Source organism: Rhizobium sp. PK7-22, assembly GCF_056530405.1.
The window spans coordinates 1,823,263-1,848,945 of record NZ_CP096514.1; the positions used below are offsets into that span (position 1 = coordinate 1,823,263).

Consider the following 25,683-nt stretch of genomic DNA (forward strand, 5'->3'; position numbering starts at 1 on the left):
TGAGACGGCTGCCTCGGCGGTTCGGATCGGCTGCAGTGCAGTGGCCTGCCGTTGGCGCAGCGGGGGCTGATCACCTACAAAGAGGAGCCGGGGAACTAATGGAAGGAGCGGCTGTTTCTCTGGCATCACCACTTAGACAAGGGTGACTGACATGCCTCGATTAAGTCAGATCTGCTTTTGTGCGCTGGCCTTCATCAGCCTGCAGCTCGCGATCGCGACCGGCCTTCGGGTCGGCGGCTGGACCGGGTTCTGGATGGCGGCAAGCTCGATCGTCCTTCTCTTCCTGCTGGTTGTCGACGAACTGTACGGCATCGACCTCAAGGAGGTCATGTATTCGAAGCCGCAGGAGGAGCGCCGCCGGCGCGACCGGGACAGGCGATAGCCCCTCACGCAAAAGGGCCGCTTCGATGACGAAGCAGCCCTTTCTGTTGTCCTATCGGCCGGTTGTCCTATCGGCCTGCTGTCGACCGGCGCGCAGCCTTAAGCCGCGCGACGGGAGAAGCCGGTCGCCCTGTCCTCGAAGCGGAACTGTTCCAGCAGCTGGAAGAGCGCGTTGGCCTCTTCGGCGAGGCCATGGCTCGCGGCGGTCTGTTCCTCGACCATGGCAGCATTCTTCTGCGTGCTCTGGTCGACGCTGTTGATCGACTGGTTGATGCCGCCGAGTGCCAGCGACTGCTCGCGGGCGGCATCGACGATGGCGACGATGTCCTGGTTGATCTCCTGCACGTGGCCGGCGATCTCCTGCAGGGCTTCGCCAGCCTTGCTGACGAGCGACACGCCGCTGCTGACATGGGTGCCCGACGCGGTGATCAGCGTCTTGATTTCCTTGGCGGCTGCCGCAGAACGCTGTGCCAGTTCGCGCACTTCCTGCGCGACGACCGCAAAGCCCTTGCCGGCTTCGCCTGCGCGCGCCGCCTCGACGCCAGCATTGAGCGCCAAGAGGTTGGTCTGGAAGGCGATCTCGTCGATCACGCCGATGATGCTGGAGATCTCCCGCGACGACTGGTCGATCTTGTCCATGGCCGTGATGGCTTCACGGACGATCTCGCCGGAATGATCCGCATGGGCCTTGGCACGTCCGACCAGACGGCCCGAATCCTCGGCGCGGCGGCTGGAATCCTTCACCGTGGTGGTGATTTCCTCCAGTGCTGCCGCGGTCTCCTCGACAGAGGCCGCCTGCTGCTCGGTGCGGCGTGCCAGATCGTCGGCGGCGGTGCGGATCTCATGGGCGCCGGACGAAATCGCCTGGGCGTTGAGGCGCACCGTGTGCATGGCGTCCTTGAGGCGGGTCGAGGCGGCGTTGAAGTCCTGGCGCAGCCTGTCCAGCGAGGGAATGAAGGGTCTGTCGATCGACTGCGACAGGTCGCCATGGGCAAGGTTGTTGAGACAGCTGGCGAGCTGCTCGACGTTCTCGACCCGGCACGTCACGTCGGTGGCGAACTTGACGACCTTGATCACCCGGCCCTTGAGGTCGAAGACCGGATTGTAGGAAGCCTGGATGAAGACCGGGCGGCCACCCTTGCCGACGCGCTTGAACTCGTCGGCGATGAACTCGCCGGCGTTCAGTTTCTGCCAGAATTCGCGGTATTCGGCGGAATTGGCCTGAGCCGGTTCGATGAACATGCTGTGGTGACGGCCGGCGATTTCCTGAAGGGAATAGCCCATCGCCGAGAGAAAGTTCTCGTTGGCGGAAAGGATGGTGCCGTCCGGCTTGAATTCGATGGAGGCCTGGGCGCGGTTGACGGCGTCGATCTTGGCACCGCTATCGATGGCGCGCAGTTTGGTCTCGCTGATGTCATTGGCGAATTTCACAATTCGCACGACCTTGCCGGCACTGTTCTTGATCGGGTTGTAGTTGCCGCGGATGTAGATCTCGGTGCCGTTCTTGGCGACGCGCGTAAATTCCCGGCAGATGAATTCGCCGTTGCGCAGCGTGTTCCAGAACGTGGTGTATTCGGCCGAATCCGCATAGTCGCGGTCAAGAAACATCCGGTGTTTCTTGCCGACGATCTCAGCTTCCGTGTACCCCATCAGGTCACAGAAGTTCTTGTTGGCCTTGACGATCGTACCGTCGAGCTTGAATTCGATGATGGCCATCGACAGGTCGAGCGCACCGAGGATCTGGTTGGAATTGGATGCAAAGAGGTTCAGCATGCGCTGCGATTCCCAAAACGATGGTTCAGGCGAGATTGCCTTAACAGACCATTGCATGCTGATCGTTAAAAATTGCCGAAATCCTCGGCGTTTTGGGCGTTCCAACGTTGAGGAGAACGGTCACGGATCGCGCAGTGACTGCCCAGAGTGATAAAATCAACGCTATAGGAATTTAATCCTTGACGGTGTGACGGTGCTTTGCTATCCTTCAATCACAGTCAAAGATCTGTAGCCGGCGGCAAGCCGGTTGAAGACCTTTCAGTCACAGTTGGCCCGGCTCCCTGCGCCGGGCCTTTTTTCGTTCAGACGCTGCCGTTGTGGTCGCGCCTTTGGGGATCCTCCGAGGCGGGCATTGGCGCGTTGTGGAGGATGTTGCCATGCAAGGCTTAGAATGCGCCTCCTCCGACAGTCGAGGCAGGCAAGGGAGCCTGGCCGAGGGGCTGGCGCCCGATCCGTTCGATCCGGCATTTGCCGATCTCAGCCTGTTCGGCTGCTGGGCGATCGCACCTGCCTATGGCGAGGCGCTGCCGCAGGACGATCCGCTGGCAGACAGCGTGCGGGCGGTCGTGCTGGAGACGAAGTCGGCGGAGACGCCCGCGGTCACTCCGGCGGAACAGCTGCGTCAGCTCCTGAACGAGATGACGGTGGAGATGCGCAAGCAGTTCGAGTCGTTCCGTGCGATGCGCGCTGCCGCCGACGCGGCGCTCCAGGGCGGCGACGAGGCGGCCGGCAAGCTGGCCCGCGCCGACATCAAGGCGGCGACCGACGCCATGTCGCTGATCGTCCGGACGCTGGAAAAGGTCGACAGCCTGCAGCGGCAGCTCGCCCGCGACCGGGAAGACGAGGCCGAGCGGGCGGTGGATGCGAGCGGCTATGGGGAGGCGGTGCGTGAGGTCGAGCGGCTTATCGAGGCACGCGCGCAGGAACGCTTTGAAGCGCTCTGTGTCGCCCGCGGCATTGATCGCAGCGAGCCCGGCGGTGCGCGAGGGGATCCGCCGGAACCGGCCGACACCGGGTGAAGACCAGGTCGCCGCTGTCCTGATCGAGCATGGTGAGGCGATGACCGACATCAGTGAGCTTCGGCAGTTCATGCTGGCTGGCCTGAAGGCGGGCGAGACGGCGCTTCCTCCGGGCCCCGATGAGGCCGATGCTGTGGCTTCGCCCCCCTCATCCGGTCCTTCGGACCACCTTCTCCCCGCGGGGGAGAAGGGAACAGCAAAGGCTGCACCTGGAGCTTCAGGGCAGGATGGGGGTCCTCTTCTCCCCACCGGGGAGAAGTCCCGAGCGGAGCGAGGGGATGAGGGGGTGTGCTCTGTGGCTTCGTCTCCCTCATCCGGTTTTTCGGATGACCTTCTCGAAAGGAGAGACAAGGGAGCGGTTGGCGCTGCGGCGGCCGTCATGGCGTTTCTGCAGCGGAACGAGGTTTATTGCCCGAGGCTGCAACGTGCGTGGAGTACCAGCGGCCGTGGCGACCAGAAGCCGCCCGATGGAGAGTGGCGGACATGGCTGCTGATGGGTGGGCGCGGATCGGGCAAGACGCGGGCCGGGGCCGAATGGGTGCATGGGCTGGCAACCGCCGAGGCTCGCTCGGAGCTGCGCATCGCGCTGGTGGCGGAGACGCTGGGCGAGGCGCGCGAGGTGATGGTGGACGGCGTCTCCGGCATCTGCCGGATCGCCCGCAAGAACAGGCCGGACTTCGAGATCTCCCGCCGCCGGCTGGTCTGGTCGAACGGGGCGATCGCCCAGATCTTCTCCTCGGAGGATCCCGAAAGCCTGCGCGGGCCGCAGTTTCACTATGCCTGGTGCGACGAGCTGGCGAAATGGAAGCATGCGGAGGAGACCTTCGACATGCTGCAGTTCGGGCTGCGGCTCGGGCAGGACCCGCGCCAGCTGGTGACGACGACGCCGCGGCCGGTGCCGCTCCTGAAGCGGCTGCTCTCCGATGCCGACACGCGATTGGTGCGCATGCAGACGCGCGGGAATGCGCAGAACCTGGCGCCGGGTTTCATCGCCGCGCTCGAAAAGCGCTATGGCGGCACGCGGCTCGGGCGCCAGGAGATCGACGGCGAACTGATCGAGGATCGCGAAGACGCGCTCTGGAAACGCGACGAGATAGAAGCCTGCCGGATTCGGGTGACGGATGCGCTGCGGCGCATCGTCGTTGCGGTCGATCCACCCTCCGGTTCCGGCGAAACCTCCTGCTGCGGCATCGTCGTGGCGGGGCTGGACGCGGGCGGTCGGGCGGTGGTGCTGGCCGATTGCTCCGTCGAGGGGATGAGCCCGGCAGGTTGGGCCAATGCTGTGACGATCGCCTACCGGCGGTTTGCCGCCGACCGGATCGTTGCCGAGGTAAACCAGGGCGGCGAGATGGTAGCGGCGATGCTGCGAAGCGTCGACGCGGCGCTGCCGCTGACGCTGGTGCGGGCGACACGCGGCAAATACCTGCGCGCCGAGCCGGTGGCGGCGCTCTACGAGCAGCGTCGGGTGGTGCATGCGGGGCGGTTCGTGGAGATGGAAGACCAGATGTGCGATTTCGGCCCTGAGGGCCTTTCGTCAGGCCGATCGCCGGACAGGCTCGATGCACTGGTCTGGGCGCTGACGGCGCTCCTCATCGACGGGCAGGGGGAGCCGCGGATCAGGGGGATCTGACCGGAGCGATCACGCGCTCCGACCAGTGTGTCGATCACTCGGCGGCAGGCAGCGCTTTTGCCGTCTGCGGCACGCTCTCGCGCATCTGGCGCCATTCGGACTCGAGCCGATCGAGGACGTGCTGGGGAATGGGCTGTGTCGGCTGCGGGGCAGGGACCTGGGGGTGCATCATCATGACTTCTCCTGTTCGAAAGGCCGAGCAAAACGCTTCTTTGAGCTGTTGGTTCCACAGTGTGAAGGAAATGTAAATCACGGGCTAAGCGCCTAAAACGATTTAGTTTTTCTAAACCGATTGAAACTTGCCCGTTTGGCGTCGGAGAGGGGACAACCATGAGACACGGCACGATCGAAAGGGCTTCCTTCTTCGCCGAGATCCGCCTCGACCCGTTCGGTGGACGGCTGGCGAAGCGGCAGGTCGAGGGGCTTTCGGCCATTCTCGACGGCTGGCAGGCGCGGGTGGGCGATGGCGACCGCCGCCAGCTTGCCTATGTGCTGGCCACCGCCTTCCACGAGACGGCGGCGACCATGCAGCCGGTGCGCGAGACCCTGGCGAAGACTGACGCAGAAGCGATCCGCCGGCTTGAGAGTGCCTTCGCCGCCGGGCGGCTGGCGAGGGTGAAGACGCCCTATTGGCGGCCCGATGCCGACGGCCGAAGCTGGCTTGGCCGTGGTCTGGTGCAGCTGACGCATCGCAGGAACTACGACGCGATGTCGGCGGTCGTCGGCTGCGACCTCGTGGCCGATCCGGCGCTGGCCATGCGCATGGACGTGTCGGTGGCGATCCTGATCGAGGGCATGCGCCGTGGCAGTTTCACGGGCCGGCGGCTCGACGAGTTCTTCGCAGACGCCATCGAGGACTGGCAGGGCGCCCGGCGCATCATCAACGGCACCGACCGGGCAGGTCTTGTGGCGGACTACGCGAAAGCGTTTGCGAGGGCACTGCGGAGCTGATCCCGGGTCGGGAAAGGCAGCGGAGGAGGCGGTCCGGACGACTGCATGGAACCGTGATGCGCCTCGCGTGGTTGCACCCTTTCTCTGGTGGTTTGGCAAGGACAGCATCATGTGGAGATGGTTCATCGACAACGCTGCCGTCGTCTCGGCGCTTTCGAGCCTGGCGATGCTGGGGGTCTGGATCCTCTACCTGCAGCTCTTCTACAGCAGCTATCGTCATCGGCAGCGGCCGAAGATCCTGATCACCCGGGGCGGCGGGCACACTATCAAGTCGCGCTGCATCCTGACCAACATGAGCCCGGAGATCGTCTTCATCGAGGCAGTCATCCTGAAGCTCAAGCTCAGGGACAGGGAGGTGCTGTGCTCGCTGAGCGACATCGACAGGGTCGGCCGCAAGGGCATGGATCAGCGCAGCGAGCTGTTCCAGGGGCCGCTTTCCAGCGGCGAGTACCTGGACCTTGGGACCTTCAAGGACCTGATCGTCGCGGCCATGCAGGAGGGCGATGCGGAGGCGGCGATCGAGAGCCTCGAGGAACTGGTGGTCACCGCCGTCGGCAGCTACACCTGGCATGATCAGCTGGCCGCCGCCGAACGATGCTTCAAGGTCCGCTCGGAGGGGTCACGGAAGTATCTCGACCCGGATCAGATCACCGCGCGGCAGATCCGTTCGCGCCGCGAGAAGCAGAACATCACCTACATCCTGGAAGAGCAGTCCAACCAGTTGAACCGGTACCTGGGCACGGGCAGGTCAGAGGTGCGCGAGTAACCGGTATCCAGGTCCTGCCGTCCAGCAAGGAGACAGAGACGATGAAATCTCCATTCAGGCTGCCGTGGTCTTCCACGAGCGGGCCAAGACGTGCGTCCGGCGCAGTCGGTGTCGAGGCCAAAACGGCAGGCTTTGCGATCGTCGCCGGCGACGGCGTGGCCCATTGGTCGGGCCGCTCCTACGGGGCATTGTCGCGGGCAGGCTTCATGAAGAACCCGGTGGCGCATCGGGCGGTGCGGCTGGTGGCGGAAGCGGCAGCCACTGTGCCCTGGCTCGCCTACAGTGGCGATGCGGAGCTTGCCGACCATCCGGCGCTGGCGCTGCTGGCGCAGCCGAACGGACGCCAGGCGGGCCCCGATTTCTTCGAGGCGCTCTATGGCCACCTGATGCTCTCCGGCAATGCCTATGTGGAGCCGTTGCAACTGGCGGGAACGCTGCGTGAACTGCATCTGCTGCGGCCCGACCGGGTGAGCGTGGTGGAGGCGCGCGACGGCTGGATCGCCGCCTACGACTACCGCGCCGGCCATGTGACGCGGCGGCTGCCGGCGGAGATCGCGCCGGGCAGCAAGGGAGTGGCGCTGCTGCATCTGAAGCTCTTCCATCCGCTCGACGACCATCTGGGGTTTCCGCCTCTGGGAGCGGCCGGTGCCGCGCTCGACCTGCACAATGCCGCCGGCGAGTGGAACAAGGCGCTGCTGGACAATTCTGCGCGGCCCTCCGGCGCGCTCGTCTACCAGCCGAAGGACGGCGGCAATCTGTCCGCAGACCAGTACGAGCGGCTGAAGGTGGAACTGGAGGCCGGCTATTCAGGCGCCGTCAACGCCGGGCGACCGCTGCTGCTGGAAGGCGGGCTCGACTGGAAGTCGATGGGTTTTTCGCCCAAGGACATGGATTTCATCGAGGCGAAGAATGCCGCGGCGCGCGATATTGCGCTCGCGCTCGGCGTGCCGCCGATGCTGGTCGGCATTCCGGGCGACAACACCTATGCCAACTACCAGGAAGCCAACCGCGCCTTCTACCGGCTGACGGTGGTGCCGCTTCTGACCCGCACGGCGGCGAGCCTTTCGGCCTGGCTCTCGCAGGCCTATGGGGAGCCAATCCGTCTGGAGCCGGATCTCGACCGGATCGCCGGGCTGGCCGCCGAACGCGATGCGCTCTGGGCACGGGTCGGCGCGTCGGACTTCCTCAGTGACGAGGAGAAGCGGCAGGCGGTGGGCTATTGAGGTGTCTCAGGCCTTGGACGCAGCCAGGGGGCGCCTGGCGAGCCGGGCTCCGAATGCCGATTTCAGCATCCGAGACAGGAACGACAGCACGGCGACATTGCCTGACCGAAGCAGGCGGATCGCTCTTCGCCGCTGTGCCTGGAGTGCAAAGCCAAGGCGGCTGAGATCTGCATCGAGCTTGATGTCGCAGGATCCCGAACCCGGACGCACGTAGATCAGGTACCAGAGGCCGACGGCCACCATGCCCATCAGCCCGGTGGCAATCAGCACGTCCGACAGGAAGTGCGCGCCGAAGGCGATACGGTTGAGCGCAGTCGCGGCGGCGAAGACGGAGAGCAGCACGAGGACGCAGCGCCGCCAGATCACGGGCACGAAGAAGGCGAGCGGGATCAGGCAGACAACGATGGCCGCCTCGCCCGAGACGAACGAACGGTCCTCTAAGAAGCCGCCGCCCATGCTCCAGGCCGGCACGAATGGCTGGTCGCCGCCGAGTTCCAGGACGTTTCTCGGCCGGGCACGATCCCAGAAAGGCTTCAGGATGCCGTTCACCAGCAGCCCTGGTCCGAGCAGGAAGAGGCTCGCGAAATAGACCGTGAATCGCGGCGAGAACAGGCAGGGCCGGCTCGGATAGCAAAGCTTCAGGATGAGGCCTGACAGCAGGACGATGGACAGCGTCAGCGGGAAATATTGGCCGATGGCGCGGAAGGTGTTCAGCGCCTCGATCTCGCCGGCGGGAAACCCGCGGCCTTCGACGTAGAACAGGCGGCTGACGGCCAGGTCGATCTGCGGAAAGGCCGACAGCAGCATCGACAGGACCGCCGTGAAGAGAGCCGAGAGGAGCAAAGGCTTTTCCCAGACGGTGCCGCGAGGCGCCTGTCCGGATTGCGCGACGTAGACCATGTTCATTCCCCCGTTTGAACGTGGGGTCAGTTAAGCCGAGTTCGATGTAGGCCGTGTGACGAAAGGTCGGTTTTGCAGGGCAGATTTTCCCTCCCGCACCAGGCCACTGCGGGCGCGGCTGATGTGTCAGGTGAAGGCGTTGATGCACTGCGTGAGGAAGCGCAATCGCGCTGTGAGCAAAAACCGCCAAGCGATTCCGATGATTCAGGGAAACCGGCGCGGCCTCATCCGGCGAGAGGCGGCTTCTGCCGTCGCGCAAGTCCGGATGTCCGTGAGCGGCGCAGGATCATCTTAATTAGAAAAGGTTAATGAAAATGGCCGAATTCTCTCATGACGGCGGGCTGTGGACCGCGCGGCTGATCGGGGCGGTCTCCGGGGCGGCGATCTCGCTCGCCTATCTTCTGCCGAAGGACCGGCAGGAGGCGGCGGTGCGCTTCCTGACCGGGGTGGCGACCGGCATCATATTCGGCGGCTCGACCGGCCTGTGGATCGCCACCCGGCTGGAGGTGGCGACACGCCTCTCGGCCGGCGAGATCATGCTGATGGGATCGGCGTTTGCCAGCCTCTGCGCCTGGTGGGGGCTTGGCGCGCTGGCGCGCGTTTTTGCCCGCTACGGGCGGCGGGGGCGGTAGGGCGCGTTTAGCGCCACCGGGCTTGGCGTTCCCCTCCCGGCCTGCCGGCCACCCTCCCCACAAGGGGGAGGGGGATTTGGAGCGACGTCTTGCTCCCTCTCTTCGGGGCGGTGCCGTAGGCGGGGGAAGATGAAGGATTGAGACCTTGCGGCGGGGTCTCCCTCCCCCTTGTGGGGAGGGTGGCCGGCAGGCCGGGAGGGGTTTTTGCAACATTGCAGGAGAATGCCAATGCACGCCAACCGCGGGCAGCGCACCGCCGTGCGCACGACGCACCGTCCCAGCGGGCGAAAATTCGCCAATCTGGAGCTTTCCGGGATTGCCGGCGACGGGCGGTTTTCCGGCTATGCCTCGGTGTTCGGCGAGGTCGATCTCGGCAAGGACCGGATCGAGCGCGGCGCCTTTCTGAATTCGCTGGTCGAGCGCGGCGCCCGTGGCGTCAGGATGCTCTACCAGCACGATCCGGGCGAGCCGATCGGTGCCTGGACGGTGATCCGCGAGGATGCCCGCGGCCTCTATGTGGAGGGCGTGCTGTCGCCGGGGGTGGCCCGGGCGCGCGAGGTCTTTTCGCTGATGAAATCGGGAGCGCTCGACGGGCTGTCGATCGGCTTCCGGACGGTCAAGGCGCGCAGCGATCCGAAGACAGGCGTGCGCCGCATCCTGGAGGCCGACCTCTGGGAGATCTCGGTGGTGACCTTCCCGATGCTGCCCTCGGCGCGCGTCTCCGACGTCAAGCAGGCGCGGTTCTTCCGGGACCGGGAAACAGAGCTCGTCCGCCACATGCGGCGGGCGGCGAAGATGATGTTCAAATCCAGCTTCAAAGGAAAAGCGACATGACGGACAGGATGACGGTATCGCGCGAAGTGAAGGCGGCTCCCGAGGTGAAGGCGGTGCCGGAGACGGTGACGGCGGCCTTCGAGGACTTCATGGAGGCCTTCGAGGCCTTCAAGGACGTCAACGACCGGCGGCTCGGCGAGATCGAGCAGAAGCTGACGGCAGACATCGTGACGCGCGACAAGATGGAGCGCGTCAACCGCGCCATGGACGAGCAGAAGAAGCTGCTCGACCAGCTGGTGCTGAAGAAGGCGCGACCGCCGCTCGGCTCCCCGCAGGGGCAGGGCCGCGAGCTGTCGCCGGAGGCGGAAGAGCACAAGGCGGCCTTCGACGCCTATGTGCGCCGTGGCGAGGACGGCGGTTTGCGCGAGCTGGAGGCCAAGGCCTTTTCCGGGTCCGTCGCCGCCGACGGCGGCTACCTGGTGCCGCCGGAGGCCGATACCGAGATCGGCCGGCGGATCTCGATCGCCTCGCCGATGCGGGCGCTTTCGACCGTCCGCACCGTCTCTTCGGCCGTGCTGAAGAAGCCGTTCGCGGCCACCGGCCTTTCGACCGGCTGGGTGGCGGAAACGGCGGCGCGGCCGCAGACCGGCACGCCGCAGCTCTCCGAACTCTCGTTCCCGACCATGGAGCTCTACGCCATGCCGGCGGCGACGCAGGCGCTGCTCGACGATGCGGCGGTCGACATCGAGGCGTGGATTGCCGGCGAGGTGGACATCGTCTTTGCCGAGCAGGAGGGCGACGCCTTCATCCGCGGCGACGGCGTCAACCGGCCGAAGGGTTTTCTGACCTATACGGCGGTGGCGGAAAGCGCCTGGACCTGGGGCAACCTCGGCTATGTCGCAACCGGGGCCGCCGGCGCCTGGAAGACGACCGGTCCCTCCGACACGCTGGTCGACGTCATCTATGCGCTGAAGGCGGGGCACCGCCAGAATGGCACCTTCCTGATGAACCGCAAGACGCAGGCCGACGTGCGCAAGTTCAAGGACGCCGACGGCAACTACCTCTGGCGCCCGCCGGCCAGTGCCGGACAGCCGGCCTCGCTGATGGGTTTCCCGGTGGCGGAAGCGGAGGAGATGCCGGATGTCGCCGCCAATGCGTTGGCCATCGCCTTCGGCGATTTCCGCTCCGGCTACCTGGTGGTCGACCGGGCGGGCGTGCGCATCCTGCGCGATCCCTATTCCGCCAAGCCCTATGTGCTCTTCTACACCACCAAGCGCGTCGGCGGCGGGGTGCAGAACTTCGAGGCGATCAAGCTGGTGCGGTTTGCGGCCAGCTGAGCCGCTGGCCGTAGGCAAATAGGCAGTAGGCAGGGCTTGGCCTTTGTGTCGCTGCCACCGCCACCGCCACCGCCACTGCCACTGCCTACTGCCTACTGCCTGAAGCGCTCACTACCCTTCACCAAAGGACATCCCATGACCTACGCCCAGACCACGCCGCCGACTGCGGAGCCGCTGACGCTTGTCGAGGTGAAGGCGCATCTGCGGCTCGACGGCGGCGAGGAGGATGCGCTGCTGCTTTCGCTCGTCACCGTGGCGCGCGAGCATCTGGAGCGGGAGACGGGGCTCTGCCTGTTGGCGCAGTCCTGGCGACTGCACCTCGACGACTGGCCGGGCGACGGCGTCATCCGGCTGGCGAGGTCGCCGGTGCAAGCGATTCAGATGATTACGGTTTACGGTACCGACGGCGATCCGCTTCATGTGTCACTGGAAGATCATCTGCTCGACGGCGAGGGTCGTCCGGCGCGGCTGTGGCTGAAACATCCGCCGCCGCCGGGCCGGGCGATGAACGGCATCGAGATCGATTTTGCCGCCGGCTACGGCGAGGCGGGGACCGATGTGCCGGGCACGCTGAAGCGGGCCATGCTGATCCACATCGGCCATATGTTCGCCTTCCGCGGCGTGATCTCACCCGACCAGCAACCGGCCGGCATTCCGGACGGCTACGAGCGGCTGATCGCGCCCTTCCGGATGCGGAGGCTCTGATGCCGGTGCTCTTCTTCGATCCGGCCAGATGACGGCGCGGCTCGACCTCGAGACGGCGCAGGAGGTGCCGGACGGGCAGGGCGGGGCCGTGCTGGGCTGGACGGTGACCGCCTCGCTCTGGGCGCGGATCGAGCCGGTCTCGACCATGCTCTCGGAAGAGGCCGCGGCGGAGGCCGGACGGATCACCCACCGCATCTGGGTGCGGTTCCGCAGTGATGTTTCCGCCGGGCAGCGGTTGCGCAAGGGCGGCCGCATCTTCCGGGTGAAGCTGGTGCGGGATCCGGACGAGACCGGTCGCTATCTCGTCTGCCAGTGCGAGGAGGATGCCCGATGACGGCCGCTAATGCCCTGCTTGTTTCCATCCACGCACGGCTTTCCGCCGATGCGGTGCTGGTGGCGCTGATTGGCCCGGACGGCATCCGCGACCGGCTGCTGCCGCGCCCGGCGCTGCCCTGCATCGTCTTCGGCGAGGTGGAGACGCGCGATTACTCGACAGCGACGGAAGTAGGCGAAGAGCACCGGCTGATGCTGGAGGTGTGGTCGGAGGCGGAAGGGCGACGGCCGGCCGAGGAGATTGCCGGGCGGCTGCGGGTGCTGCTGCACGACGCGGCCCTGCCGCTGGCGGGCCATGTGCTGGTGAGCCTTTCGCATCTGCGCACGCGCACCGGTCGGCAGCCGAAGGGCAAGCTGTTCATGGCCGAGCTGCAGTTTCGGGCGGTAACAGAATGACGGGCGAGCGGGCGTGCGCCTGCCGCACGAGCCGCACCAGGAGGACGATCGAGAGGAGCGCGACGCAGGCGAGCCCGCCGGCAAAGACGGTGGCCGCCTGATAGCCGAGACGATCGAGAAGGGCGGTGAAGATCACCGGGGCGGCGGCATTGGCGAGGTTCTGCGGCAGCGACAGCCGCGCCGATTGCAGCCCGAATTCGCGCGGCGAAAAGAGCGCCAGCGGCAGGACGGCGCGGGCGACCGCAAAGATGCCGGAGCCGAAGCCGTAGAGCAGCATGAAGATCCAGAGGCCAGCGGTGGAGCCCGGCATCAGGAGCAGCAGGGCGAGGCCGCCGAGGATCAGCAGGCAGCCGGCGGAGGCCGTGAGCAGCGGACTGCCGCGTTTGCCGAGCAGCATGTCGAGGAAGCGGGCGGAGATGCCGAAGACGCCGCGCGCGGCGGCGAGCTGCAGCGCCAGTTCCGGCGTGGCGCCCGCCTGCTGCAGGAGTTCGAGGAGCGCCGGCGCCAGGCCGAAGGTGACGAAGGAGCTGATGGTGACGGCGCAGGCCACGAGCAGGAAGGCGGTTCTGCGCTCCGCATCCGACAGCGGCACCGGCGGCAGCTGCGCCTGCGTCTGCCCTTCCGCCGTGATGGCCAGCGGCTTCGGCAGCGCGAAGAGATAGAGCGGCAGGCAGACGAAGAGCTGCAGCGCGGCGCAGGCGGCGAAGGTGAGCCGCCAGCCGACGAGACCGTTGAGGAGCGCCAGCAGCGGCCAGAAGATGGTGACGGAGAGGCCGGTGAACAGCATCAGGATGGCGATCACGCGCCTGGCATCCGGCCCCTCGCGCTCGACGACGGCGGTATAGGCCGGCGCTGACAGCCCGAGTGCGCCGCCGAGGCCGATGACGATCCAGGCGAGGATGTACATGGCGGCATTGGTGCTGATTGCCAGAAGCGCGAGGCCGGCCGCGAAGGCTAAGGCGCCGAGTGCAAGCACGCGGGCGGCACCGTGGCGCTCGAGCAGGCGCCCGACATTCGGGCCGGCCAGCGCACTGACGATCATCATCACCGTCAGCCCACCGAAGATCACCTCGTTGGGGAGGGCAAGCTCCGGCGCGATGATGCGGCCCATGACGCCGAGCACTTCGAAGCTGGTGCCCCAGCCGATCAGCTGCGTCACGGCGAGGACGGCGATGGTCTGTGCGGAACGTCTGGTGAGGAATGCCATGGGGGCCGGAATCGCGGAAGGGTGATGCAGACTTAGCAGCCCGCGGGGGCCGACAGAAGCAAGATTTCAACAGCATCGGCGCCCGCGACGGCGCTTTTTCTTTTCCGGGAAAGGGAAAAACATGGTGGCGCAGAAGGGCAAGGACCTGCTGCTGAAGATCGGCAATGGCGGGACCTATGTGACGGTGGCGGGGCTGAGGTCCCGGCGGCTGTCGTTCAATGCCGAGACGGTGGATGTGACCGATGCCGAGAGTGCCGGGCGCTGGCGCGAGCTGCTTGGCGGTGCCGGCATCCAGAGGGCGTCGCTGACCGGTGCGGGCATCTTCAAGGACCAGGCGAGCGATGCGCTGGTGCGCGCCGCCTTCTTTGCCGGCACGATCCTCTCCTGGCAGGTGCTGATCCCGGATTTCGGGACGCTGACGGGGCCGTTCCAGATCACGGCGCTGGAATATGCCGGCGAGCACAACGGCGAGATCCGCTTCGAGCTGGCGCTGGAATCGGCCGGCAGCCTGACGTTTGCGGTGCTCTGATGGTGCCGTGCGGACGGGCAAACGTGCGCCGCGGCGAGGTGGAGGCGATGATCGACGGCGAGCGCCGGGTGCTCTGCCTGACGCTCGGGAGCCTGGCGGAGCTGGAGACGGCCTTCGGGGCCGGCGACCTTCAGGGGCTGGCGGAACGGTTTTCCTCCGGCCGCATCAGGTCGGCGGACATGATCCGCATTCTCGGCGCGGGCCTGCGCGGCGGCGGCAATCTCTATTCCGACGAGGAGGTGGCGGCAATGAGCGTCGACGGTGGGCTGACGGGGGCCGCCGGCATTGTCGGCGCGCTGCTGGCGGCGACGTTTGCCGGGCCGCAGGAGGCGGGGCAGGCGGGCCGTGCGGACCCCTGAGGGCCGCAGCCGGCAAGAGCGCCACGGCAGCGCCGTTTCCCTGGGACACGGTGATGCACGCCGGCCTCTGCCTGCTGCGGCCTTCCCCGGATGTCTTCTGGCGCCTGACGCCGGTGGAGTTTTTTGCGATGACCGGTGGGTTGAAGCCTGAGCCGGCTGGGTTGGGGCGGGAGGGGCTGGAGGGGTTGATGGGGCGGTTTCCGGATGGGGTGGGGTCTGGAGGATGACTTTTCTGCAGGCAGCGTCGCAGAGTAGGAGCCGGTGCGGCATCCTCGGGGGGGCTGCCTCTCCCCCTGCGGGAGAGGGTTACAAAATCACGATCTTAGCGTCAGCTAAGTCGTAGATTTTGTGGGTGAGGGGGCCTCCCACACCCACAGCCCCTCATTCCCCGCGGTTCTTCAATTCGGAAATTATCCTCAAGCAAACGGCGTTGATGTTCTCTTCCACCTCCTCGTTCCAGAAACGCAGCACTCGGAACCCATGCGAGCGGAAGAAGGCGTCGCGCTGCTGGTCGCTTCGGTTTTCCGCATGCTGCCAGCCGTCGACCTCCACGATCAGCCGGTCGTCGAAACAGACGAAGTCGAGGATGTAGCTTTCGAGCGGCACCTGGCGGCGGAACTTGGCGCCCTCAAGACGGCGGTCACGCAGCGCCTGCCAGAGCATGTCTTCTGCGCGCGTAGGTTCGCGGCGCATGGCACGGGCCCGAAGGCGGTTGATCGGCGGCGGGTCCCTGCGCATCACTATCCCCCTCTTGAATAATGATAGCATGAGCCCCCTCACCTGAAAAATCTGGCACTTACCCCTTCGGGCTAAGACGCCGATTTTTTCATCCTCTCCCGCAAGGGGAGAGGAGCATGCGGGTTCGCCGGCGCCTCTCTCTCCCCACAGATTGGGAGAAGCTGGCGACAGCCCGATGAGCAGCAGCCACAACGAAAGAACACTCCCATGGAAGACGAAGACATCTCGTTCGCCGATACGCTCGGCGAGGCCGAGCAGCTGGCGGCCGTCATCACCGACCTGGAGGCCCGGTCGCAGCGGTTCGGGGCGGCGCTGACGGGGGCGCTTCGGTCGGCGGCGGTGGGGGGCAAGGGGCTGGAGGATGTCCTGCGGGGGCTGGGCAGCCGGTTGAGCGACCTTGCGCTCTCGGCGGGGCTGAAGCCTCTGGAGAATGCGTTGGGCAAGGCGATCGGCGGCATGGTGGGCTCCGTCGTGCCCTTTGCCGAGGGCGGCGTGGTGCGCTCGCCGAGCTTCTTTCCGATGGGCGGTGGCGATCTGGGGCTGATGGGCGAGGCGGGCGCGGAGGCGATCCTGCCGCTCAGGCGCGGGCCGGATGGCGCGCTGGGCGTCGCGGCAGCCGGCGGTGGCGGGGCGGCGCAGATCGTCTTCAACGTGACGGCGACCGATGCGGCGAGCTTTCGCAGGAGCGAGGGTCAGATCACCGCCATGCTGGCGCGCAGCGTCGGGCGCGGCCAGCGCGGCCTCTGATCGGCATTCAACGACATTCGATGACTGTTGCAACGACTTTGGCGGAGATGCAGCGATGACGGGTTTTCACGAGGTCCGCTTTCCCTTGCGGCTGGCGCTCGGGACGAGCGGCGGGCCGGTGCGGCGCACCGATATCGTCAATCTTTCCAATGGCCGCGAGAACCGCAACGCGCGTTGGCGCGGATCGCGGCGCAGCTATGACGCGGGCTCCGGCATACGGTCGCTTGGCGACCTCTACACCGTGCTGGAGTTCTTCGAGGCACGCAGCGGACGGCTGAACGGTTTCCGCTTTCGCGATCCGATCGACGCGACGTCGCGGGCGCCCGGCGAAGCGGTGACGGCGACCGACCAGGTGATCGGCACGGGCGACGGCTTGATCGCAAGCTTTGCGCTCTCCAAGATCTATGGCGATGCCGGTGGCAGCTGGGTGCGCGCGATCGCCAAGCCCGTGGCGGGCAGCGTGCTGGTCTCCGTGGACGGCGTGGCCAAGGCGCCGGCGAGCTTTGCGGTGGACGCGACGAGCGGCCGGGTGACCTTCGCGGCGGGCCATGTGCCGGGGCCGGGCGCGGTGGTGCGCGCCGGCTTCGCGTTCGACGTGCCGGTGCGCTTCGACACCGACCGGATCGAGGTGAACCTGGCGCATTTCGACGCCGGCCGCATCCCGACCATTCCGCTGACGGAGATCGTGCCATGAGAGAGGTTCCGGCGGCGCTTGCCGCCCATCTGGCGGGCGATGCGACCACCACCTGCCACGGCTGGCGGGTGACGCGCCGCGACGGCGTGGTGCTGGGCTTCACCGATCACGACCAGGATCTGGAGTTTGCCGGTACCGTCTTCCTCGCCGCCAGCGGTTTTTCCGGCAGCGAGGTGGAGACGGCGACGGGACTTGCCGCCAGCGCCGACGAGGTGGCGGGCGGATTTTCGAGCGAGGCGATCAGCGAGGCGGACCTGGCAGCAGGGCGCTACGACGGCGCCCGCGTCGAGCGCTATCTGGTCAACTGGGCAGAACCCGAGGCGCACATGCTGCTCGATGTCCGCGAGGTGGGCGAGGTGGTGCGGTCCGGTGCTGCCTTCACAGCGGAGCTGCGCAGCATGGCGCATCGGCTGGCGCAGCCGCAGGGCCGCGTCTACAACCGCCGCTGCGACGCCGAGTTCGGCGACACCCGCTGCGGCGTCGATGTTTCGGCCTGGCGGGGGAGCGGAACGGTGGTTTCGGTGACCGGCAGCAGCGGTCTGATTGCCGAGGGGCTGGCCGCCTTTGCGGAGAACTTCTTCGGGCTCGGCATGCTGATGCTGGAGGACGGGCGGCGGATCGATATCGAGACCCACCGCCGCCTGCCGGACGGTCGGGCGGAGTTGACGTTCTGGCTGCCGTTCGACGGCGTGCTGGAGCCCGGCCAGGGCTTCACGATCACGGCGGGCTGCGACAAGACATTTTCCACCTGCCGGTCGCGCTTTGCAAACCAGCTGAACTTTCGCGGTTTCCCGCATGTGCCGGGAAGCGATTTTGCCTATTCCTATGCGGCCGGCGAAGGCCAGCACGACGGCGGGCCGATCTTCCGATGAGCGGGCAGGGGGCGCAGGTGGTGGCGCTAGCCGAGGGCTGGATCGGCACGCCCTATCGGCACCAGGGGGCGACGAAGGGCGTCGGCTGCGACTGCATCGGGCTCATCCGCGGGATCTGGCGGGAGTTGTACGGCAAGGATCCGGGACTGGTGCCGCCCTATGCGCCCGACTGGGCGGAGCGGGGCGGCGAGGAGCGGCTGCTCGACGCGGGATTGCGCCTGTTCGGGCAGGCCGTGCCACTCGGGGAGACTGAGCCGGGCGACCTGCTCCTCTTTCGCTGGCGCAGTGGCTGCGCGGCCAAGCATGCGGGCATCCTCGCCGACGACCGGCACTTCATCCACGCCTACGAACAGACGGCGGTGACGCGCTCGGCGCTGGTGCCCTCCTGGCGCCGCAGGATCGCCGCGGTGCATCGGTTTCCGGCTATTCGGCCGGATTGAAAAAACGTGTCAGGTGGCGTATGTTTCCGGAGTGGTGAGCGAGGCTGTCACCTCGCCCACCGTGAATGCTTACGCTACGAATGTGACCCGGACGGCGATAGACCAGCCCGTCCGGGTTTTTCTTATCGTAAGCACGACGCCATTCAGCCTGAGCTTCATAGCATCCTCCTGAGGTTGAGCGCAGGGCCTCTGCCAAGGTCGGTGTGGCCCATCCTCACCGACACGCCGGCTGGCACGGCGCCTTCTGCTTCTGCTCTCAACCGGAGACAGCATATCACGCAGCCTGAGCGTGTGGCAGGTCGTTCACTCGCGTTGAGCGGGATGAGCGAGTGTATCAGCACAGCGGGTTCCGGCGGCGCGGCCGGATTGAAAATGCGCATCAAGTGGCGTATGTTTTCGGAGTGGTGAGCGAGGCGGTAACCTCGCCCACCTTGTACCTACTACGAGAAGTATACCCGGACGGCCAATGACCAGCCCGTCCGGGTAATCCTCAAGGTAAACGCAATGCCAATTGGCGTTCGCCTCATAGCACTACCTCCAAGTTCGAGAGCAAGGCCTTTGCCAAGGTCGGTGGGGCCCGTCCTCACCGATCCGCCGGCTGGCGCGGCGAGGTCTGCTTCTGCTCCCAAACGTTTCCACCGTATCACAATCTAGGCGGGCATCCAGGTGGTGCTGCAAGGGGTGACTCATGGCCACCATTCTGCTTCAGGCGGCGGGTGCTGCGCTCGGCGGCGTCTTCGGGCCTGTCGGCGCGATCCTCGGGCGGGCCGCCGGCGGACTGGCCGGGAATCTGGTCGACCAGGCGTTGATCAACGGTGGGCGGACGATCTCCGGCGCGCGGCTGGCGACGGCGCGAATACCGGGAGCGGACGAGGGCGCAGCGATCAACCGGGTCTACGGCACGGCCCGGATCGGCGGCACGCTGATCTGGGCGACGCGCTTCGAGGAGGAGGTCAGGCGCGAGCGGTCCGGCGGCAAGGCGACGGGGCCGAAGGTGGAGACCTTCCGCTATTACGCAAATCTCGCCGTCGGACTCTGCGAGGGACAGATTGCCGGGGTGCGGCGCGTCTGGGCCGATGGCCGGGAGCTCGACCTGACGGGCATCGAGATGCGCGTCTATCGGGGCGAGGAGGCGCAGCTGCCCGATCCGCTGATCGAGGCAAAGCAGGGCGCGGGGAATGCGCCGGCCTATCGCGGGCTCGCCTATGTGGTCGTCGAGCGCCTGCCGCTCGATGCTTTCGGCAACCGTATTCCGCTCTTGCAGTTCGAAGTCTTGCGGCCCGTCGGCGCGCTGGAACGGCAGATCCGCGCGGTGACGATCATTCCGGGCGCGACCGAAAATGGCTATGCGACCGATCCGGTGACGGAGAAGACCGGCGAGGGCAGTGCCCGGATCATGAACCGTCACGTGCTGACGGCGGGCACCGACTGGCAGGCATCCCTCGACGAGCTGGCGGCGCTGTGTCCCAACCTCGAGCGCGTGGCACTGGTCGTCGCCTGGTTCGGGACGGACCTCCGAGCAGGGCAGTGCCGCATCGTGCCGGGCGTCGAGACGGCGCATCGGGACGAGGAAAGTACGGCGTGGTCGGTGGCGGGGATCTCGCGTGCGGATGCATACCTCGTCAGCACCCACAACGGCGGACCGGCCTATGGCGGCACGCCGAGCGATGGAAGCATCGCCCAAGCGATTGCCGACCTGAAGGCGCGTGGGCTGGAGGTCTATCTCTATCCCTTCGTGATGATGGATATCCCTCGAGGCAACGGGCTGGCCGACCCCTATGGCGGGGCTGAGCAGGCGAGCTATCCCTGGCGGGGCCGCATCACCTGCCATCCGGGGCCGGGCAGGCCGGGCAGCGCCGATCGGACGGCGGCGGCGCGCGCGCAGGTGCTGGCGTTTTCGCAAGGGGCGGAAGGCTATCGGCGGATGGTGCTGCATTATGCGCAGCTGGCGGTGTCCGTCGGCGGCGTCGACGGCTTCCTGCTCGGCTCCGAACTGCGCGGGCTGACCCAGCTGCGCGACGGCGCGGGTACCTTTCCCTTCGTGGAGCAACTGGTGCAGCTCGCGATTGATGTGCGGACGATCCTTGGGCCGCAGACGAAGCTGACCTATGGCGCCGACTGGAGCGAATACTTCGGATACCAGCCGCAGGATGGCTCGGGCGACCATGTCTTCCACCTCGATCCGCTCTGGGCGTCTGCGGCGATCGACGCGGTCGGTATCGACAACTACATGCCCCTGTCCGACTGGCGCGACGGCGACCTGTCTGCGGCCAATCCGGATGGCTTTCGCGTGCCCGACGACCTTGCGGCCCTGCAGGGGCAGATCACGGCGGGCGAGGGGTTCGACTGGTACTACGCGAGCGAGGCAGACAGGAACGCGCGCATTCGCACGCCGATCACCGACGGGACGGCAGGCAAGCCCTGGGTGTTCCGCTTCAAGGACATCGCCGGCTGGTGGGGCAACCTGCATTATAATCGCGCTGGCGGCGCCGAAGCGGCCCAGCCGACGGCCTGGCTGCCGGGGATGAAGCCGGTCTGGTTCACCGAACTCGGCTGCGCTGCGGTCGACAAGGGAGCAAACCAGCCGAACGTCTTCGTCGACGAGAAATCCGCAGAAAGTGCGGCACCTTACTTCTCCAGCCGTACCCGGTCCGACGCCATGCAGCGACGCTTCCTGGAGGCGCATCACCGGCACTGGAGCGGGCAGGCGCCCGCCGGTCCCGTCGACCCAGGCCGGGTGTTTGCCTGGACCTGGGACGCGCGACCCTATCCGGCCTTTCCCGCCAACATCTCGGCCTGGAGCGACGGCGGCCACTGGCGCGCCGGGCACTGGCTGAACGGGCGGCTGGGGGCGACGACGCTCTCTGATGCCATTGCCGCGATCCTTGCCGACCACGGTTTTCTGGATTTCGACGTGTCCGAGGTAACAGCCGACCTGACCGGCTATGTGCAGGCGGAGGTGACGTCGGCCCGGGCGCTGCTGTCGCCGCTGCTCGACGTCTTCCGCATCGACGTGGTGGAGGATGCCGGGCGGCTGCGGTTCCGGTCGCGCGGCGCGGCCAGCATGCCGGCGCATGCGGTAGAGGTTCTGGCGGACGTAGAGGACGAGCCGCTGTGGTCGGAGACGCGCGGTCACGACAGCGATTTTGCCGCCGAGGTGGTGATCGGCTCCTACAATCCCGCGCTCGACTACGAGCAGGCCAGCGCCCGCTCGCGGCGGACGCGGACGGGCAGCCAGCGGGTGCTGTCCTACGACCTGCCGGCGGTGCTGGCGGAGGAAACGGCGCTGGCGGCCGCCGAGGCCGCGGTCCGCTACCAGTGGGTCTCGCGCAAAAGCCTCAGCCTGGCGATTTCGCCGGCGCAGATCGGGCTGCAGCCGGGCGACGTCATCCGCCTGCCGGAGGTGGCCGGCACCTTCATCGTCAGCCGGATCGAGGAGGGCGACATGCGCCGCATCGAGGCGCGCCATAACGCCGCCTTTACGCCCGCGGCGCCGATCGGCGACAGCGGCCAGCCGGGCGGCGGCGGGTCGGCGTCGGACGGATTCGCGCCGCTTCTCCAACTTCTCGACCTGCCGCGCTATGCGAGTGGGCCGGCGGAGGATTTTGCGCGGGCAGCCGGGCTCTGCCGGCCCTGGCAGCGGATACTCCTGTCATCTTCGAGCACGACTGAAGGCTATGCGCTGCGGGCGGCGCTCGATCGACCGGCCCGCATCGGCCGGCTGACGCAGCCGCTTCTGCCGGGGACCATCTCGGGGCGGTTCGATCGGCAGTCCGTGATCGAACTGGAGCTGTTCTTCGGCGGCCTGTCTTCCGCTGCCGCGCAGGCGGTTCTTGCCGGCGAGAACCGCCTGGCGGTGCGGTCCGGGAATGGCGGCTGGGAGATCGTCGCCTTTGCGCAAGCCGAAGAGATCGCGCCGAATCGCTGGCGGCTCGCCACGCTTCTGCGCGGACTGGCGGGAACGGAGGATGCCATGGCCGCCGGTGCGCCGACCGCTGCCGCCGTGGTGCTGCTGGACGAGGCGGTGGTGCCGCTGGGACTTGCCGCAGACGAACGCGGCCGCAGCCTGAACTGGCTGGCGGAAGGGACGGCGGCATCGGCCGGCCGCGTCGGTCCGTTCGCCTTTGCCGGCGGACTGCGGGCGCAGACGCCGCTGGCGCCGGTGCATCTGCAGGCCAGGCGCGGTGACGCCGGGATCGCGATGTCCTGGGTACGCCGTGGTCGTATCGACGCGGACGACTGGGAGGCGGCCGAGATTCCACTCGACCAGGCGGAGGAGGGCTACCGTATCGACATCCTCGACGGATCGGCGGTCCGACGCACGGCGGAAGTCACGGCGCCACGATTTTTCTACGACGAGGCGCTGGAACTCGCCGATTTCGGGGCGTTGCAGACGAGCCTTGCGATCCGGATCCGCCAGAAAGGCCGCGCGGTACCGCTGGGGCTGCCGGCGCAGGCGATGATTTCAATCTAGGCAAAGGAGAAGGGCATGGACGGGACAAAACAGTGGTACCGGTCGAAGACCGTGTGGGGTGCGCTGGTGGCGGTAGGGGCTTCGCTGCTGCAAACGGTCGGCGTCGATCTGACGCCCGATGTGCAGAATGACCTCGCCGACCTGGCGATCGCCGCCGGCGGGGTTATCGGCGGCGCGCTGTCGATCTACGGACGGATCTCCGCCAGCGCTGCCATCGGTCGCTGATCTCCGGCTAAAGCAATGGGCGGGAACAACGTTACCGCCCATTCATTTGCCATTCAGACGGTCTTGGTTACATAGTTGCCATGTAATCGGATCTGACCGATCCACTCTGACCATGGACTGAAATACGATGGCGCGACTGCCGATCCCAGCGATGATCATCGCCGGCCTTGCCGGTGTGGCGGCCTTCGAACCGGCCGCGGCTCAGGACTATCTGGTTCTCGCTGCTGCCGATTGCGGTTCCGCAGCCTCACGGGTCGTCAGTGACACCGGTGGTCAGCTGTTGTCCGCCCAGCCTTCCTCCGATGGCCAGACCTGCGTCGTCACCGTCCTGGTGCAGGGCAGTGGCAATGAGCGGCCACGCAAGGTAACGGTGCGGGTACCGATGTAGGACAGGGAACGGCGGCCTCATGGCCGCCGCAAGGGGTAGGCCGACAATGCGCATTCTCGTGGTCGAAGACGACATCAATCTCAATCGCCAGCTGACCGACGCGCTGAAGGAAGCCGGCTACGTCGTGGATCAGGCGTTCGACGGCGAGGAAGGCCACTATCTGGGTGAGACGGAGCCCTATGACGCCGTCATCCTCGACATCGGCCTGCCGATGATCGACGGCATCACCGTCGTGGAGAAGTGGCGCGCCGAGGGCAAGGGCATGCCCGTCCTGATGCTGACCGCGCGCGACCGCTGGAGCGACAAGGTCGCAGGCATCGACGCCGGGGCCGACGACTATGTCGCCAAGCCGTTCCACGTCGAGGAGGTTCTGGCCCGGGTGCGGGCGCTGATCCGCCGCGCCGCCGGCCATTCCTCCTCCGAACTGACCTGTGGGCCCGTCCGTCTCGACACCAAGGCCTCGAAGGCGACCGTCGACGGCACGCCCCTCAAGCTCACCTCCCACGAATTCCGGCTGCTCTCCTACCTGATGCACCACATGGGCGAGGTGGTGTCGCGCACGGAGCTCGTCGAGCACATGTACGACCAGGACTTCGACCGCGATTCCAACACGATCGAGGTCTTCGTCGGACGGCTGCGCAAGAAGCTCGGCGTCGACCTCATCGAGACGGTCCGGGGGCTCGGCTACAGGATGCAAGCTTCTTCCGATGCCGGCTGACGGATGATCGGCTCCCGATCTCTCACCGCCCGCGTCCTTCTGCTCGCCACGCTGTGGTCGGGCGTCGCCCTCGTGGTGATCGCGCTGGTCATCTCGGCGCTCTACCGGCAGTCAGCCGAGCGCGCCTTTACCGACCTCTTGCGCGCCCAGCTCTATAACGTCATCAATTCGGTCTCGATCGGCGAGAACAACAGCCTCGTGGGCAATCCGCAGCTTGGCGATCTGCGCTACTCGCAGCCGGAGACCGGCTGGTACTGGATCATCGAGCCGCTGGGCACGTTTGCCGCCGCCCCGCTTGCCTCCTCCTCGCTCGGCGTGTCCAAGATCGTCGTGCCCTCGATCCTGACGGTTCCCTTCAACAACCGCTACGAACGGTTCTATCCCGTTACCGATGCCTTCGGAAACAGCGTGCTGGTCGCGGAGACGGAAGTGGTGCTCGACGGCGAGGGGCGGGCAGCCCGGTTCCGTGTCGCCGGCAATCTCGATGCCATGGAGGAGGACATCAATGCCTTCGACCGCAGCCTCTATCTTGCGCTCTTCGTCTTCGGCGTCGGCAGCCTGATCGTCAACGGCGGCGCCATTCTCTATGGCCTGCAGCCGCTGGACCGGGCCCGCCGGGCGCTTGGCAAGATCCGCCGTGGCGAGGCGGAGCGGCTGGAGGGCGAGTTTCCACGGGAAATCCTGCCGCTGGTCAACGAGGTCAATGCGCTGATAGAAAGCAACCGGCGCATCGTCGATCGTGCCCGCATGCAGGTGGGTAATCTTGCCCATTCCCTGAAGACGCCGCTGGCGGTGCTCATCAACGAAGCCCGCTCGCTCGAGCCATCGCAGCAGGAACTGATCAAGTCGCAGGCCGAGGCGATGCAGGCGCAGGTGCAGTCCTACCTCAACCGCGCCCGGATCGCGGCCCAGCGGGAATCGGTGCTGGTGCGCACCGACGTCGGCCCTGTGCTCGAACGCCTCGTGCGGGTGATGCGGCGTCTCAATCCGGACAAGGAATTTCATCTCTCCGTCGATCCGGGCTGCGTGCTGGCGATGGAGCAGCAGGACGTCGAGGAGACGGTGGGAAACCTTCTCGAAAACGCGGCTCGATTCTGCCGATCCGGCGTCTGGCTGAGCGCCATGCCGACCGCCGACGCCCGCGGCATCGAGGCCCCCGAAGGCGTCCGCCGCACATGGCTGGAGGTTGTCGTGGAGGACGATGGCCCGGGGCTCGATCCGGAGCAGGCGGACGAGGCGATGAAGCGCGGCCGCAGGCTCGACGAAAGCCGTCCCGGCGCCGGGCTTGGCCTGTCCATCGTGCGGGAGATCGCCAGCGAGTACCAGGGCCTGTTCGAACTTGGCCGCGGCGGGCACGGCGGCCTGCGCGCGGTGCTGATCCTGCCCTCGGTGACAAAGGATGTTGCCTGACGCAGGCAAACACGCCATATCGCCATAATGATGCCACGCTGGAACATCGTAAGTGCCTGCGC

General features: G+C 66.8%; 29 protein-coding genes. 24 read left to right on the plus strand and 5 right to left on the minus strand.

The annotated features are described in order from the left end of the window. The first annotated feature begins 151 nt into the window (after positions 1-151). Entirely contained in the window at positions 152-382 is a 231-nt protein-coding gene (locus M1E10_RS13585; protein ID WP_499176962.1) for a hypothetical protein, read from the plus strand. A gap of 98 nt (positions 383-480) precedes the next feature. On the opposite strand, the gene M1E10_RS13590 is transcribed toward M1E10_RS13585, so the two are convergent. Then, positions 481-2,154 carry a methyl-accepting chemotaxis protein gene (locus tag M1E10_RS13590; RefSeq protein ID WP_499176963.1) on the minus strand — a complete coding sequence of 558 codons (1,674 nt, stop codon included), beginning with the start codon at positions 2,152-2,154 and terminating at the stop codon, positions 481-483. 377 nt (positions 2,155-2,531) lie between these two features. On the opposite strand from M1E10_RS13590, the gene M1E10_RS13595 reads away from it, so the two are divergent. Together M1E10_RS13595 and M1E10_RS13600 are read left to right on the plus strand one after the other, a co-directional pair. Continuing rightward, positions 2,532-3,173: a hypothetical protein gene (locus M1E10_RS13595; protein ID WP_499176964.1), complete on the plus strand. Its 642-nt coding sequence runs from the start codon at positions 2,532-2,534 to the stop codon at positions 3,171-3,173. A 379-nt stretch (positions 3,174-3,552) separates the two neighbouring features. Next, positions 3,553-4,803: a DNA-packaging protein gene (locus M1E10_RS13600; RefSeq protein WP_499176965.1), complete on the plus strand. Its 1,251-nt coding sequence runs from the start codon at positions 3,553-3,555 to the stop codon at positions 4,801-4,803. 34 nt (positions 4,804-4,837) lie between these two features. Here M1E10_RS13600 and M1E10_RS13605 read toward each other — a convergent pair whose 3' ends face one another. Further along, the gene (locus M1E10_RS13605; protein WP_499176966.1) at positions 4,838-4,978 is read right to left on the minus strand and encodes a hypothetical protein; all 141 of its coding nucleotides are present in this window, start codon (positions 4,976-4,978) and stop codon (positions 4,838-4,840) included. Between the two features lie 155 nt (positions 4,979-5,133). Here M1E10_RS13605 and M1E10_RS13610 point away from each other — a divergent pair, with 155 nt between their 5' ends. The 3 genes from M1E10_RS13610 to M1E10_RS13620 all read left to right on the plus strand — a co-directional run bounded on the left by M1E10_RS13610 (position 5,134) and on the right by M1E10_RS13620 (position 7,743). Further along, the gene (locus M1E10_RS13610; protein WP_499176967.1) at positions 5,134-5,754 is read left to right on the plus strand and encodes a glycoside hydrolase family 19 protein; all 621 of its coding nucleotides are present in this window, start codon (positions 5,134-5,136) and stop codon (positions 5,752-5,754) included. A 109-nt stretch (positions 5,755-5,863) separates the two neighbouring features. Next, positions 5,864-6,520, plus strand: a complete 657-nt coding sequence (locus M1E10_RS13615) for a hypothetical protein (RefSeq protein WP_499176968.1) — start codon at positions 5,864-5,866, stop codon at positions 6,518-6,520. Positions 6,521-6,561: 41 nt separating this feature from the next. Further along, positions 6,562-7,743, plus strand: a complete 1,182-nt coding sequence (locus M1E10_RS13620) for a phage portal protein (RefSeq protein WP_499176969.1) — start codon at positions 6,562-6,564, stop codon at positions 7,741-7,743. A 6-nt stretch (positions 7,744-7,749) separates the two neighbouring features. On the opposite strand, the gene M1E10_RS13625 is transcribed toward M1E10_RS13620, so the two are convergent. Beyond that, a complete protein-coding gene (locus M1E10_RS13625; protein WP_499176970.1) occupies positions 7,750-8,643 on the minus strand; it encodes a phosphatase PAP2 family protein in 894 nt (297 codons plus the stop codon). A 314-nt stretch (positions 8,644-8,957) separates the two neighbouring features. Here M1E10_RS13625 and M1E10_RS13630 point away from each other — a divergent pair, with 314 nt between their 5' ends. The 6 genes from M1E10_RS13630 (at position 8,958) to M1E10_RS13655 (ending at position 12,820) form a co-directional block, all read left to right on the plus strand. After that, positions 8,958-9,275 carry a DUF6107 family protein gene (locus tag M1E10_RS13630; RefSeq protein WP_499176971.1) on the plus strand — a complete coding sequence of 106 codons (318 nt, stop codon included), beginning with the start codon at positions 8,958-8,960 and terminating at the stop codon, positions 9,273-9,275. A gap of 228 nt (positions 9,276-9,503) precedes the next feature. Continuing rightward, a complete protein-coding gene (locus M1E10_RS13635) occupies positions 9,504-10,109 on the plus strand; it encodes an HK97 family phage prohead protease (protein WP_499176972.1) in 606 nt (201 codons plus the stop codon). Continuing rightward, on the plus strand, positions 10,106-11,386 hold the full coding sequence (locus M1E10_RS13640) for a phage major capsid protein (RefSeq protein WP_499176973.1): 1,281 nt from the start codon (positions 10,106-10,108) through the stop codon (positions 11,384-11,386). The genes M1E10_RS13635 and M1E10_RS13640 overlap by 4 nt, the downstream gene beginning before the upstream one ends. Before the next feature lie 135 nt (positions 11,387-11,521). Beyond that, positions 11,522-12,091 (plus strand): head-tail connector protein, encoded by a 570-nt coding sequence (locus tag M1E10_RS13645; protein WP_499176974.1) that lies wholly within the window; start codon positions 11,522-11,524, stop codon positions 12,089-12,091. A gap of 28 nt (positions 12,092-12,119) precedes the next feature. Beyond that, positions 12,120-12,425 (plus strand): head-tail adaptor protein, encoded by a 306-nt coding sequence (locus M1E10_RS13650; protein WP_499176975.1) that lies wholly within the window; start codon positions 12,120-12,122, stop codon positions 12,423-12,425. Beyond that, entirely contained in the window at positions 12,422-12,820 is a 399-nt protein-coding gene (locus M1E10_RS13655; RefSeq protein ID WP_499176976.1) for a DUF3168 domain-containing protein, read from the plus strand. Before M1E10_RS13650 ends, M1E10_RS13655 begins: the two co-directional genes overlap by 4 nt. Here the strand turns inward: M1E10_RS13655 and M1E10_RS13660 are convergent. Next, positions 12,783-14,027, minus strand: coding sequence for an MFS transporter (locus M1E10_RS13660; RefSeq protein ID WP_499176977.1), 1,245 nt, complete (start codon positions 14,025-14,027; stop codon positions 12,783-12,785). The two genes, M1E10_RS13655 and M1E10_RS13660, sit on opposite strands and share 38 nt — an antisense overlap. A gap of 121 nt (positions 14,028-14,148) precedes the next feature. Between M1E10_RS13660 and M1E10_RS13665 the strand changes: the two genes are divergently transcribed. Genes M1E10_RS13665 through M1E10_RS13675 form a run of 3 tightly spaced genes read left to right on the plus strand, consistent with a single transcriptional unit; the run spans position 14,149 to position 15,142 of the window. Further along, positions 14,149-14,556 carry a phage tail protein gene (locus M1E10_RS13665; RefSeq protein WP_499176978.1) on the plus strand — a complete coding sequence of 136 codons (408 nt, stop codon included), beginning with the start codon at positions 14,149-14,151 and terminating at the stop codon, positions 14,554-14,556. Then, positions 14,556-14,915 (plus strand): gene transfer agent family protein, encoded by a 360-nt coding sequence (locus M1E10_RS13670; protein WP_499176979.1) that lies wholly within the window; start codon positions 14,556-14,558, stop codon positions 14,913-14,915. Before M1E10_RS13665 ends, M1E10_RS13670 begins: the two co-directional genes overlap by 1 nt. A gap of 53 nt (positions 14,916-14,968) precedes the next feature. Next, the gene (locus tag M1E10_RS13675; RefSeq protein WP_499176980.1) at positions 14,969-15,142 is read left to right on the plus strand and encodes a rcc01693 family protein; all 174 of its coding nucleotides are present in this window, start codon (positions 14,969-14,971) and stop codon (positions 15,140-15,142) included. 154 nt (positions 15,143-15,296) lie between these two features. Here the strand turns inward: M1E10_RS13675 and M1E10_RS13680 are convergent, their stop codons facing one another. Continuing rightward, entirely contained in the window at positions 15,297-15,653 is a 357-nt protein-coding gene (locus M1E10_RS13680) for an endonuclease domain-containing protein (RefSeq protein ID WP_499176981.1), read from the minus strand. Between the two features lie 207 nt (positions 15,654-15,860). Here M1E10_RS13680 and M1E10_RS13685 point away from each other — a divergent pair, with 207 nt between their 5' ends. The 9 genes from M1E10_RS13685 (at position 15,861) to M1E10_RS13725 (ending at position 25,621) form a co-directional block, all read left to right on the plus strand. Beyond that, on the plus strand, positions 15,861-16,400 hold the full coding sequence (locus M1E10_RS13685) for a phage tail tape measure protein (RefSeq protein ID WP_499176982.1): 540 nt from the start codon (positions 15,861-15,863) through the stop codon (positions 16,398-16,400). Positions 16,401-16,455: 55 nt separating this feature from the next. Further along, on the plus strand, positions 16,456-17,094 hold the full coding sequence (locus M1E10_RS13690) for a phage distal tail protein, Rcc01695 family (protein ID WP_499176983.1): 639 nt from the start codon (positions 16,456-16,458) through the stop codon (positions 17,092-17,094). After that, a complete protein-coding gene (locus tag M1E10_RS13695) occupies positions 17,091-17,966 on the plus strand; it encodes a DUF2163 domain-containing protein (protein WP_499176984.1) in 876 nt (291 codons plus the stop codon). The genes M1E10_RS13690 and M1E10_RS13695 overlap by 4 nt, the downstream gene beginning before the upstream one ends. Further along, positions 17,963-18,406 (plus strand): C40 family peptidase, encoded by a 444-nt coding sequence (locus M1E10_RS13700; RefSeq protein WP_499176985.1) that lies wholly within the window; start codon positions 17,963-17,965, stop codon positions 18,404-18,406. Before M1E10_RS13695 ends, M1E10_RS13700 begins: the two co-directional genes overlap by 4 nt. 688 nt (positions 18,407-19,094) lie before the next feature. Further along, positions 19,095-22,880, plus strand: coding sequence for a glycoside hydrolase/phage tail family protein (locus M1E10_RS13705; RefSeq protein ID WP_499176986.1), 3,786 nt, complete (start codon positions 19,095-19,097; stop codon positions 22,878-22,880). Between the two features lie 15 nt (positions 22,881-22,895). Further along, a complete protein-coding gene (locus M1E10_RS13710; RefSeq protein WP_499176987.1) occupies positions 22,896-23,105 on the plus strand; it encodes a hypothetical protein in 210 nt (69 codons plus the stop codon). A gap of 127 nt (positions 23,106-23,232) precedes the next feature. Beyond that, complete coding sequence (locus tag M1E10_RS13715; RefSeq protein ID WP_499176988.1) at positions 23,233-23,493, plus strand: hypothetical protein; 261 nt, start codon at positions 23,233-23,235, stop codon at positions 23,491-23,493. 46 nt (positions 23,494-23,539) lie between these two features. Then, a complete protein-coding gene (locus M1E10_RS13720; protein WP_499176989.1) occupies positions 23,540-24,211 on the plus strand; it encodes a response regulator transcription factor in 672 nt (223 codons plus the stop codon). Between the two features lie 6 nt (positions 24,212-24,217). Continuing rightward, a complete protein-coding gene (locus M1E10_RS13725; protein ID WP_499177175.1) occupies positions 24,218-25,621 on the plus strand; it encodes a sensor histidine kinase in 1,404 nt (467 codons plus the stop codon). Positions 25,622-25,683 lie beyond the last annotated feature (62 nt).